Raw genomic sequence first — 11,389 nt, 5'->3', positions numbered from 1 at the left:
GAGAACACCATGACGCAATCCAAACCGATCTGGCTGCATGTTTGCGACGTGGGCGCGATCCCGCGCCTGGGCACGCGCGTGCTGACCCATCCGAGCGGCGACATCGCGCTCTTTCGCTCCGAAAGCGACAAGGTCTTCGCGCTGCGCGACAAGTGCCCGCACAAGGGCGGTGCGCTCTCGCAGGGCATCGTGCATGGTGAGAAGGTCACCTGCCCGCTGCACGCCTGGAACATCGACCTGACGACCGGCGAAGCCTGCGCCCCGGATGTGGGCTGCGCAGAGCGCTTTGCCGTGCGGATCGACGCGGGCGAGGTGTATGTATCGCTCGACGAGGCGATCGGTACCGAGGCGAGTGCAGCGACGGCTGCCGCTTGACCCGCACCCCTCGACCCCCTGACCCCTCGCTATTGCCGGAGCCCCCCATGACAACCCTCACGCAAACCACCTGTTGCTACTGCGGCGTCGGTTGCGGCATGCTCGTCGAGAGCGACGGCGAGCGCATCGTCGGTGTGCAGGGCGACCCGGCGCACCCGGCAAACTTCGGGCGGCTGTGCAGCAAGGGTATGACATTGCCGCTTACTGCACAGTCGCTTGCCGGACGCGTGCTGGCGCCCGAGCTGCGCACCACGCGCGACGCCGAGCGCGCGCCCGCCAGTTGGGACGACGCGCTCGAGACGGTGGCGTCGCGCTTTGCCGACGTCATCCGCCGGCATGGCCCGGACGCCGTCGCGTTCTACGTGTCGGGACAGTTGTTGACCGAGGACTACTACGTCTTCAACAAGCTCGCCAAGGGGCTGGTGCGCACCAACAACATCGACACGAACTCGCGACTGTGCATGTCGAGCGCCGTGAGTGCCTACAAGATGGCGCTCGGCGCGGACGGTCCGCCCACCTGCTACGACGATCTCGAAGCGGCCAGCACCGTACTGTTCGCGGGCAGCAACATGGCCTACGCGCACCCGGTGCTGTTCCGTCGACTCGAAGCGGCCAAGGCGGCCGATCCGTCGATTCGCTGGATCGTCGTCGATCCGCGCCGCACCGACACGGCGGCGATGGCCGATCTGCATCTGGCCATCGTGCCGGGCACCGACGTTGCGCTGTTTCACGGCATGCTGCATCACCTGATCTGGGAAGGACGCATCGACCGGCGCTATATCGACGTTCATACCGAAGGCTTCGATGCCCTTAAGCAGATGCTGCGCGGCTATACGCCGCAACTCGCAGCCGATATCTGCGGCATCGAGGAGTCGGCCTTGCGTCAGGCGGCCGACTGGTTTGGCGAAAGCCCGGCGGCGCTGTCCCTGTATTGCATGGGCTTGAATCAGTCGAGCCACGGCACTGAGAAGAATCTCGCGCTCATCCATCTGCATCTGGCCACCGCGCAGATCGGACGCCCGGGCGCCGGGCCGTTCTCGCTCACCGGTCAGCCCAATGCGATGGGCGGACGTGAAGTGGGCGGGCTGTCCACCATGCTTGCGGCGCATCGCGAGATCGGCAACGCAGCCCATCGCGCCGAGGTCGAGCAGCTTTGGGGCGTGCGGGGACTATCCGACAAGCCGGGTCTGCCCGCCGTGGAGATGTTCGACGCCGTGCGCGACGGCCGTATCAAGGCGATCTGGATCGCGTGCACGAACCCAGTGCATTCGATGCCGGACAGCGAGCGCGTGCGTGAAGCGCTCGCCGCCGCGGAATTCGTGGTGGTGCAGGAGGTGTTTCACCAGACCGATACCGTTCCGTACGCCGACGTGCTGCTTCCCGCGACGAGTTGGGGCGAGAAGGCGGGCACGGTCACGAATTCGGAGCGGCGCATCTCGCGCGTGCGCGCGGCCGTCGCCGCGCCGGGGCAGACCCGGGCCGACTGGTGGATTGCCGGCGAGGTCGCCCGACGTCTTGCGCCAAAGCTCGATGCATCGCCCGAGCCGTTCGCGTTCTCGTCGATCGAGACGATTTTCGACGAGCATCGCGCCCTGACGGTGGGACGCGACCTCGATATCGGCGGTATCGATTATGCGTTGCTCGAGCAGCGCGGGCCGCAACAATGGCCGTTCCCGGCAGGAGCGGCGAATGGGGCCGCACGGCGCTACGAGGATGGCGTGTTCGCCACGGGCGACGGCCGCGCACGGTTTCACGCCTTTGAATACCGGCCGGTGGCCGAGCCGATCAACGCCCGCCATCCGTTGCGCCTGATTACCGGCCGCCTGCGCGATCAGTGGCACGGCATGAGCCGCACGGGGCGTGTGGGACAGTTGTTCGAGCACGCGCCGGAACCGGCACTCACCATGCATCCGGCCGACGCGGCGCGCCGTGGCCTGCGCGCGGGCGAATTCGTGCAGCTGTCGAGCCGTCGCGGCGAGCGGGTGTTGACGCTGGCCGTGAGCGACGATGTCGCCTCGGGCACGGTGTTCGTGCCGATGCACTGGAGCGGACAATTTCTCGGTGGCGGGGGCGTGAACGACACCACCCTCGGCGCCGTCGACAAGTATTCGAAGCAACCGGAACTGAAGCATGCCGCTGTGCGCGTCGACCCGCTCACGCTGGCGTGGCGCGTGGCGGCAGTGCGACGTGGCGACGCGCTGCAATTGCACGCGTCGGTGCAGCCGCTGCTGGCCGAGCGGCGCTTCGCGACCGTGCGTCTGGAGGGCGACGACCGGATCGTGGTGATGGCCGCCGATAACGAGCCCGACGCCGACTGGCTGGAGCGCCTGCACACGGCGCTGGCCCTGCCGCGCGACGAGTCGCTGCTGGAGTATCGCGATGCGCGCCGGTCGATGACCAAGCGCGTGGCATGGCGCGACACGCTGATCGACGGCGTACTGGTGGCGGGCAGCGAAGCCGATGTCGCTGCGTCGACGTCGCTGCTCGCGCGCGTTCGCGAAACGGCGCCGTGGACGCGCGCGCGCCATGCGGTCTTCGTGGCCGACAGCGGGCCGGCCGCGCCGCGCGATCGCACGGTGTGTCAGTGCAAATCGGTCACGGCGTCGAGCATCAACGCAGCCATCGGCGCGGGGGCGGACGTGTCGCAGCTCAAGGCGAGGCTCGGCTGTGGAACAGTCTGCGGCTCGTGCGTGCCGGAGTTGCAGCGCATGTGCGCTGCGCCGGGCAAGGCAATGACGCCGCCGTTCGCGACGAACGCGGCCTGAGCCCAGGGCACGGGCATTGCATCGCGAACCTTCCGACAGGATATGAATTGGGCGACAGGCAGAACATCGAGGAATTGAGGGAGAACGATCATGAAGAACGGCAAAGTCACCCTGCTGAGCGCGGGTCCCGGCGCGCTCGATCTGCTGACGTTGCGCGCGGCGCGCGTGCTCGGCGAGGCCGATGTGCTGCTCGTCGACGATCTGGCCAACCCAGAAATCGCCACGCTCGCGCCGCAGGCCCGCGTGATTGCCGTGGGCAAGCGCGGCGGCTGTCGCTCGACGCCGCAGGCTTTCATCGAGCGGCTGATGTGTCGCTTTGCGCGTCGCGGCGTGCATGTGGTGCGGGTGAAGGGCGGCGACGCGCTGATGTTCGGGCGTGCGGGCGAGGAGATCTCGGCGCTGCGTCGCGCGGGGGTGCCGGTGGAGATCGTCAACGGGGTGTCGTCGGCGTTCGCGGCGGCCGCCGGCCTGGGCATGTCGCTCACGCATCGCGAGCACTGTGCGGGCGTGACGTTCGTCACCGCGCACCGGCAGGACGGCAGTGCGCCCAACTGGGCGGCGCTCGCGGCGACCGGCACCACGCTGGCGATCTACATGGGCTTGCATCGGGTCGAGGAACTGAGCGAGACACTGCTGACGCATCTCGATGCGGCCACGCCGGCGGGGGCGGTCCAGTGGGCGGGCTCGCCGCAAGAGCGGCGAATGGTCACGTCGCTGGGCCGGCTGGCGGCGGACGTGCGCGCCGCGGGGTTTGCCAGTCCGACCGTCCTGCTCGTGGGCGGCGCGGTCGGTGAAGCGGCGCTCGCGGCAGTCGCGCCGAGCGTGGCGACGGGCGCCGATCACGGCGATGTCGCCGCGCACGCTGTGCACGACGTCATCGCCAGAGCGGCCTGATGCGTTGTATCGTCACTACCTATACTGAACAGCGCGTGTTCGAATAGCGCACGAGACGTTGCCGACGGGGCGTAGCCGATGCCGCCCCGCGACGGCGTCGTGGATGGATTTTCACTGACAGGCCAACCGCGTTGGCCCCCACGAACTTGCCGAAAACACCGGATGCCGGGGACGTCGATCCTCAGGCCGATACGTCCCGCAAACCCGCCGTTCCTGGTGCCGCCGCCACCGCTGTTGCCCCTGTCGCCCCCGTTGCGGTGCCGGGGGCGCACGGCATGCTGCGCGTGCTGCTCGTCACGGATACGGACAAGCCGATTGGCGAGCTGCGCGCAGCGCTCGCGCGTCTGGGGTGCGAAATGCTGGTGGAAGTGGCCAAGCCGCAGGCGTTGCCACGCGTGGTGGAGAGCGAGCGCCCGGACGTCGTCATCATCGACACCGAATCGCCCTCGCGCGACACGCTTGAACAGCTCGCCGTGATGAACGCGGCGGCACCGCGCCCGGTATTGATGTTCTCGGCCGACGGCAATCAAGCGCTGATTCGCGCGGCCGTCGATGCGGGCGTGACAGCCTACTCCGTCGAGGGACTGGCGGCCGACCGGCTCGCGCCGATTCTCGAAGTCGCGCTCGCGCGCTTCGCCCATGAGGAAAAGCTGCGCGCGCGTCTGGCCAAGGCCGAGACCGAGCTGGCCGACCGCAAGCTGATCGACCGTGCCAAGCGGCTGCTCATGGACCGACGCAAGATTTCCGAGCAGGAGGCTTATGCCATCCTGCGCAAACGGGCGATGGATCAAGGCGAGAAGCTCGTCGAAGTGGCGCGCCAACTCGTCTCGATCGCCGAATTATTGGGATAGACACAGCTCATGTCGACGTCATCATGGTTGGCTTCTGATGCGCAATCGCCGAACGGTGCGCCAGAAAAACGTCATCTGCGCGTGGGGTTCATCGCGCTGTCCGATGCGGCGCCGCTGGTCGTGGCGAAGCGCCTGGAGCTGGGGCACGAGCATGGGCTGACCCTCGAACTGAGCCGCGAATCGTCGTGGGCGGCCGTGCGCGACAAGCTGCTCACGGGCGAGCTGGATGCCGCGCACTCGCTGTATGGTCTCGTGTATGGCGTGCAGTTGGGCATTGGTGGGCCGCGTGAAGACATGGCCGTGCTCATGGTGCTCAATCGCAACGGACAGGCGGTTACGGTCACGCCGTCGCTGGCCGAGGCAATGGTGCACACGGGCGACTTGCGCGAAGCGCTGGCGTCGCTCGGGCGCAAGCCGGTCTTCGCACAGACGTTTCCGACAGGCACGCACGCGATGTTCCTCAATTACTGGCTTGCCGCGCAGGGCATCGATCCGCTCACCGAGGTTACCAGTATCGTGATTCCTCCGGCGCATATGGTTGCCGCGATGGAAGAGGGCGGACTCGACGGCTTTTGCTGTGGCGAGCCCTGGCATGCGGTGGCGCAGGCGCGCGGGCTGGGGCGCACAGTCACGGTATCGAGCGACATCTGGCCGAATCATCCTGAGAAGGTGCTGGCTTGCCGTCGGGATTTCGTGACGCGTTATCCGAGAACGGCACAGGCGCTGGTGCGCACGCTGCTCAGCGCGTGCCGCTGGCTGGATATGCCTGGACACCGTGCGGAAGCGGCAGGATGGCTGGCAGAGCCGGCGTGGGTCGGGGCGCCACGCGATCTGATCGCGGCGCGTCTGTTGGGCGACTTCGGCCGTCTGCAGGGACGGCATGCCTTGCTGCCCGTGAGCTTCTTCGACGAAGGCGTGGTGAACTACCCGCATCCTTCGGATGGCATGTGGTTCATCGCGCAATATCGTCGCTGGGGGATGGTGGGCGACGCGGCGGTGGCTGCCGCCGCGCAGACGGCGGCAGCGGTGAGCCAGACGGCGTTGTACCAGGCAGCGGCACGTGCCGAGGCCGTGCCGGTGGTCGCATCGCCTGCGCACGAGGTGCTTTGCGACGGCAAGGTCTGGGATGCGGCCAGTGCTGGCGATTTGCGCGCTTACGTCGACGGATTCGACATTCGGGCACGGTGATTTCGGTGCGCCGCGACTAGAATGAAGGGCGGCGTCCGAAGGGTTGCGGGCGCGCTGATTGCGCCCAATCTCCCGACTGGCCGGAGGCCATCATGCCCATGAGCGATATTCGTGACGTCGTTCTCGCGTTCGTCGATGACGTGCTGAACCAGGGCCACATCGACGCCACCGATCGTTACTTCTGGGACGACGTGGTGGAGCAAGTCCCCTTCCCCGGTCAGGGGGCTGGGATTGACGGTCTCAAAGCTGTTCTGCGTGGCATGCGTGCTGCGTTTCCCGACATGCACTGGCGCATTGACGAGCAACTTGTCGAGGGCGATCGCGTGCTGACCCGATTCGAGTGGACGGGGACGCACCGGGGCGATTTTCTCGGGGTGCCGGCCACCGGCCGGCCGGTACGTGTCTGGGGAATGGTGATCGATCGGGTGGATCGGGGCCGCATCCGGCAGACGCGCCTCCTGATGGACACGCTCGGGATGATGGTGCAGCTCGGGGTGGTGCCGCCGCCCGGGCAATGAACGTCAGGTCCGCCGCTCGGCGGCGTGTGCGGGCGTCGTCCGTCGTCTGTTGCCCGTCGAGCGCGATGTCGACGGGCGCTGGAACCGGGTCAGACCTTTTTGACGAATTCGGATTTCAGGCTCATCGCGCCAAAGCCGTCGATCTTGCAGTCGATATCGTGGTCGCTGTCCACCAGCCGAATGTTCTTCACCTTGGTGCCCATCTTGATCACGCCGCCCGACCCCTTTGGCTTCAAGTCCTTGATGACGGTGACCGTGTCGCCGTTTTGCAAGCGCGTTCCGGTGGCGTCGCGATAGACGCGTTCCGTGGGTTCCGTTGATGCGGCGGCCTGTGCCGACCATTCATGCGCACACTCGGGGCAAATGTAGACACCCCCATCTTCGTAGGTGAATTCGGAGTTGCATTTCGGGCAAGCGGGCAAAGTGCTCATGTCGATGGGTCCTGAAAGGCCGACGAAGGGGATAAAAGCGCGAAATTATATCGCTGCCGAAGGATTTTTCCGGGCAGCGGAGCGCCCATGACAGGGCGCGGCGATCACGGTCCGGCTTCGATGACATCCCTAATTGATTCAAGCGATCGGATTACGGACACTTGAACGATCGATAATGCAATGTCGATGTCAGTCCCGCCAACGCCCCCTGTTCGTATTCTATGGTCGACGAGACCCGCTTCCCAATCCGCAAGGAGTGCCCCCCGGGGGCTTGCACGTGTGACCGGGAAAGCCTCATGCAAGACCCTCACGGTGATCGCCGCATCCTGCGCTTGACGCAGGCGGAGGAGAAGCGGCTGATTGCGCGCATCGAAGCCGTGACCAGTTACGCCGATTTGCAGCGCGTCGCCGATCTGATGCAGGCGCAACTCGGCATTTCGCTGGAGATCGCCCCGAGCGCGAACGAAGTCCGGACGGTCCGAGGCATCAGTATTCGGTTGGTGGCAAAGCCCGGGCTTTGCCGGAAGATCCAGGCGTCGATCCCGGCCGCGGTTCGCCGATGTCTCGATAGTCGTCCGGGTATCGCTTACGCCATCCTGGATGCCCACGATTTGCTGGGCGGCGGTCAATGACGCCATGACGGCGGGGTTCCGTGACACTGGGTGGTCTGACTCCCTTTCAGAGCACCGTCAGGCGCAATAAGTGACTTGCGTAAGTTGCGCGTCGCAACTATATTGGTTGCGATGCGCAACTGATAGGGGGTGAGATATGGATATCGTCGATCTACCTGGCAAGCCTCGCGAAGCGGAGATTCTGGAACTCCGCGACTTCTCCCGCCGGCTGGTTCGCGAACTGGGCTTCATGCGAACGACGTTGGCCGACAGTGATCTCGCGCCGTCCGCGGTTCACGCCATTATCGAAATTGGGGCGACGCCGGGGATCAGTGCCAAGGATCTCGGCAATCTCCTGCGTCTGGACAAATCGAACACGAGCCGGCAAGTGGCGAAGCTCGAGGCCAGTGGACTCGTGAGGCGCACGACGGCGAGCAACGACGCGCGCGCCTCCGAACTCTTCCTGACCGAAGCGGGGCAACGGCTTCGCAGCAAGATCGACCGCTTTGCGACCGATCAGGTGTCCAGTGCGCTACGGCGCATCGTGCCTGCGGATCAGGCGGCCCTGGTTCGGGCGCTTGCCCTGTACGCGGACGCGCTTGCGCACGACAACTCGGCCAAAGGCGCCGTCGAGGGGGAAGTCTGCGCGCAGGTGCTCGAAGGCTATCAGCCGGGATGTATCGGCGACATTGCCAGCCTGCACGCGCGCTTTTACGGGCAGCACTGGGGGTTTGGGGCGTTTTTCGAGACGAAGGTGGCGACGGAACTGGCGACGTTCGCCAGCGCGTTACCCGCTGATGGCAAAGCGCTGTGGCGCCATGTCGAGAATGCGCGCACGCTCGCCTCGCTCGCGATCGACGGTGACCTTGAGGCGGGTGTCGCGCATTTGCGCTGGTTCATCGTTGACGATTCGCTGCGTGGGGCCGGGGTCGGGCGGCGTCTGATGGCGCAGGCCATGGCGTTCGTCGATGCGCGCTATCGCGAGACGTACCTATGGACGTTCAAGGGACTTGATGCCGCGCGGCATCTGTACGAGTCGTTCGGCTTTGCGTTGACCGACGAGTTCGAGGGTGAGCAATGGGGGAGCCGGGTTGTCGAGCAACGGTTCTGCCGTCGCGCGGGCGGCGCGTCGTCATAGCGCTCGCTTCCTGAGGCCGCCGCGGGCAGTCGAATGCCCGCGTGAGCTATCGCGATGCATCGGCGGCGCAGAAGCCGCCGTTATTCTGCTAACGTGCCGCCGCCATCGCACCACTGCCACCGCACCACTGCCACCGCACTGCCGCCACCGCACCGCAGCACCGCCATAGCACCGTCGCCACCGCGCCACCGCGCCGCCGCGCCGCCGCAACCGCACTGCCGCCATCGCACTGCCGCCATCACGCCACCGCCACCGCGTCACCGTCACCGCACCGCCGCTATCTCGCGGCTACGATCACGTGTGCCTGAATTTTTCCGGCCACCGGACCGTGACCGTGACGTCGGGCTATGGCCGTCGTCGCCCGGTCGGTGGCGAGTTGTAGCAAGCTGGCATCGCGCGCTTCGATTTCGTTGCGCAGCGGGGTTCCGAAGCAATAGGCCGTGGCGGCGTCGCGGGCCGACGCCGCATAGCTCATCTTTTCGCGGGTCTCGATCTCGATATGGATAAACCCGGCGTGGCTCAGATCTTCCCGGATCCGAGCGAGGTCGTAATAGCCATGCGGCGTGCGGGCGAGGAATCTTGGCGGGTCATGCGCAAACAATGCCCCGACGGCCTCGGTGACCTCGTCGGCGAAGGCGTTCTCTTCGATTCGATCCCAGACGCTGAAGACGAAGCGCCCACCCGCTCTCAGCATGCGACGCGCCTCGGCATAGCCAGCCGCCTTGTCGGGGAAAAACATCGCGCCGAACTGGCAGACGACGACATCGAACGACGCGTCGTCGAACGGCAGGGCGAGTGCGTCGGCCTGTTGCCATTTGATCCGGGCGTCGGCCGGTTGCCGGCTGGCGGCATAGTCGAGCATCGGCTGATTGAGATCGGTCACCACGTAGCGTGCGTCGGGGCCGAGTTTCGGGGCAAGTGCTCGCGTGACCGCACCGCTGCCGGCTGCGGTCTCCAGGACCGACTTGGGCGAAGTTGCTGCCACAAGCGTTGCCGTATCGATGGCGTAGGTCTCGAAGATCAATGGCACCATCAGCGTGTCGTAGCACTTCGGAATCGACCCTGCAAAGACCTTGTCGGGCTCGGCCATGATGCCCCCTGGAATGCGTTGACGCGGGCCCCGGTTTACCCCGCCGGCTTTTCATTCTAGGCGGGCCAAGGGTAGGCCGTATCGGCATTTATCGACGAGGAGGCGCGTCTGAAATGACAAAAGCCCGTCGACCTTGCGGCCAACGGGCTTTCGAATTTGGTTGCGGGGACAGGATTTGAACCTGTGACCTTCGGGTTATGAGCCCGACGAGCTGCCAGACTGCTCCACCCCGCGTCTGAGAAATGAATAGTACGATAATTCCGCGCATCGTGTCAAGCATTTATGACATTAAGTTTGTAGGTCCTCGAAAAATATGCGCGACGTGTGCATTTTCGCGGCCTGCTGCGCGCATGCCTCGTCATTCAGGAATCAACGTCGCGCCGAGGCGGCGCGCGGTGCTCACCAGCGGATCGTGGCGCCCGTCGGTACCGAGTGGGAGAGCGACGTCGGGTACAGGCCGGCCTTGTCACCGAGGTCACCAGCGGATCGTGGTACCCGCCTGTAGCGAGTGGGAAAGCGACGCGGGGTTCAGGCCGCGTTTGTAACCGACATCGAGATCGAGGTCCTTCGTCGGGCTATAGATCGCGCCCACCAGCGCGTAAGCGGGCTTCGTCTGGGTCGTGGCGTCTGGATTGGTCGCAAGACCGATGTCGGCGACCAGGCGCAGCTTTTCCGTCGCGCAGAAGAGCACGGCCGTGGACGCGCTCCACAGGCTCTGTCGGTTGCCGATGCCGTTGTTGTTCCAGGTGTAGCCCGCATTCGCGAGGAGTGTCCAGCGATCGAGGTTGTATTGCATCAACAGGTTGGCACCGGAGGTGGCACGACCGTTGCCGAGACCGCGATCCTGACTGGCCGTCGGCAGCGAGATGAACGGTTTCAGGCCGAGGCTCCATTGCTCGGTTTCGAGAAAGCGCCATTTGGCTTGCAACTGAAGGTCGGTGACGCCGCTGGTCCAGCCATCGCCATCCGGTCGCGTGCGTTGGTAGGGCGCTTGGATGGCGACGTCGAGGTTGGGCATCACGCCGTACGTCAGCGTGTTGTTCCATTGCTGCTGCCGCGCGCTCGGCAGCGTCATCCACTCGCTGTTCAGCTCGAGTTGCCAGTTACCGGTGTCTTGTGTGCCGGTGTCGTCCGTCACAAGCGGGTTGGCGGCGTGGGCGGCAAGCGGCGCGAGTGCTGCCGCAAGCATTAGAAACTGCTTCATCGAAAACTCCTGCGGGCGAGTCGTGCGCCCCGGTGCGAAGGGTAGGAAATCCGTCGCGCGGATCGTACGAGGGACGGATGACACGGTCAACCGAAACCTGCCGAATGTGACGTATTCGAGGTTCGTATCCCGGGAGCATCGCTCGTCGGGGGCTCCGCGGTTAGGGGGAGCGATTGGGGGATGGAGAGATGGTCAGATGGGGAGATCGGGAGATGGGGAGATGGGGAGATGGGGAGATGGGGAGATAGGGAGATAGGGAGATAGGGAGATAGGGAGATAGGGAGATAGGGAGATAGGGAGATAGGGAGATAGGGAGATAGGGAG

At 65.6% G+C, this 11,389-nt stretch carries 11 protein-coding genes and 1 tRNA gene; 8 read left to right on the top strand and 4 right to left on the bottom strand.

Features of this window, described 5'->3' with window-relative positions:
* Nucleotides 1-9: 9 nt before the first annotated feature.
* From nirD to PEP31012_RS00035, 6 genes are all read left to right on the top strand, one after another.
* On the top strand, nucleotides 10-375 hold the full coding sequence (gene nirD / locus PEP31012_RS00060) for a nitrite reductase small subunit NirD (RefSeq protein ID WP_150587341.1): 366 nt from the start codon (nucleotides 10-12) through the stop codon (nucleotides 373-375).
* 47 nt (nucleotides 376-422) lie between these two features.
* Nucleotides 423-3,140, top strand: a complete 2,718-nt coding sequence (locus PEP31012_RS00055; RefSeq protein WP_150587340.1) for a nitrate reductase — start codon at nucleotides 423-425, stop codon at nucleotides 3,138-3,140.
* A 90-nt stretch (nucleotides 3,141-3,230) separates the two neighbouring features.
* Nucleotides 3,231-4,034, top strand: coding sequence for a uroporphyrinogen-III C-methyltransferase (gene cobA / locus PEP31012_RS00050; protein WP_150587339.1), 804 nt, complete (start codon nucleotides 3,231-3,233; stop codon nucleotides 4,032-4,034).
* A 275-nt stretch (nucleotides 4,035-4,309) separates the two neighbouring features.
* Nucleotides 4,310-4,885, top strand: coding sequence for an ANTAR domain-containing response regulator (locus PEP31012_RS00045; RefSeq protein WP_150588000.1), 576 nt, complete (start codon nucleotides 4,310-4,312; stop codon nucleotides 4,883-4,885).
* Nucleotides 4,886-4,894: 9 nt separating this feature from the next.
* A complete protein-coding gene (locus tag PEP31012_RS00040; protein WP_150587338.1) occupies nucleotides 4,895-6,073 on the top strand; it encodes a CmpA/NrtA family ABC transporter substrate-binding protein in 1,179 nt (392 codons plus the stop codon).
* 98 nt (nucleotides 6,074-6,171) lie between these two features.
* Complete coding sequence (locus PEP31012_RS00035) at nucleotides 6,172-6,591, top strand: ester cyclase (RefSeq protein WP_174978054.1); 420 nt, start codon at nucleotides 6,172-6,174, stop codon at nucleotides 6,589-6,591.
* A gap of 89 nt (nucleotides 6,592-6,680) precedes the next feature.
* On the opposite strand, the gene PEP31012_RS00030 is transcribed toward PEP31012_RS00035, so the two are convergent.
* The gene (locus PEP31012_RS00030; RefSeq protein WP_150587336.1) at nucleotides 6,681-7,022 is read right to left on the bottom strand and encodes a zinc ribbon domain-containing protein YjdM; all 342 of its coding nucleotides are present in this window, start codon (nucleotides 7,020-7,022) and stop codon (nucleotides 6,681-6,683) included.
* A gap of 296 nt (nucleotides 7,023-7,318) precedes the next feature.
* Here PEP31012_RS00030 and PEP31012_RS00025 point away from each other — a divergent pair, with 296 nt between their 5' ends.
* Together PEP31012_RS00025 and PEP31012_RS00020 are read left to right on the top strand one after the other, a co-directional pair.
* The gene (locus PEP31012_RS00025) at nucleotides 7,319-7,654 is read left to right on the top strand and encodes a hypothetical protein (RefSeq protein WP_246171073.1); all 336 of its coding nucleotides are present in this window, start codon (nucleotides 7,319-7,321) and stop codon (nucleotides 7,652-7,654) included.
* A gap of 136 nt (nucleotides 7,655-7,790) precedes the next feature.
* Complete coding sequence (locus PEP31012_RS00020; protein ID WP_150587334.1) at nucleotides 7,791-8,771, top strand: helix-turn-helix domain-containing GNAT family N-acetyltransferase; 981 nt, start codon at nucleotides 7,791-7,793, stop codon at nucleotides 8,769-8,771.
* Nucleotides 8,772-9,048: 277 nt separating this feature from the next.
* Here PEP31012_RS00020 and PEP31012_RS00015 read toward each other — a convergent pair whose 3' ends face one another.
* The 3 genes from PEP31012_RS00015 to PEP31012_RS00005 form a co-directional block, all read right to left on the bottom strand.
* On the bottom strand, nucleotides 9,049-9,861 hold the full coding sequence (locus tag PEP31012_RS00015) for a class I SAM-dependent methyltransferase (protein WP_150587333.1): 813 nt from the start codon (nucleotides 9,859-9,861) through the stop codon (nucleotides 9,049-9,051).
* 157 nt (nucleotides 9,862-10,018) lie between these two features.
* Nucleotides 10,019-10,095 (bottom strand) — tRNA-Met (locus tag PEP31012_RS00010).
* A 241-nt stretch (nucleotides 10,096-10,336) separates the two neighbouring features.
* Nucleotides 10,337-11,065: a transporter gene (locus PEP31012_RS00005; protein WP_150587332.1), complete on the bottom strand. Its 729-nt coding sequence runs from the start codon at nucleotides 11,063-11,065 to the stop codon at nucleotides 10,337-10,339.
* Nucleotides 11,066-11,389 lie beyond the last annotated feature (324 nt).

The sequence above is a fragment of the Pandoraea eparura genome (genome assembly GCF_902459725.1).
Lineage (GTDB): Bacteria > Pseudomonadota > Gammaproteobacteria > Burkholderiales > Burkholderiaceae > Pandoraea > Pandoraea eparura.
This window is presented reverse-complemented; position numbering and strand designations above follow the sequence as displayed.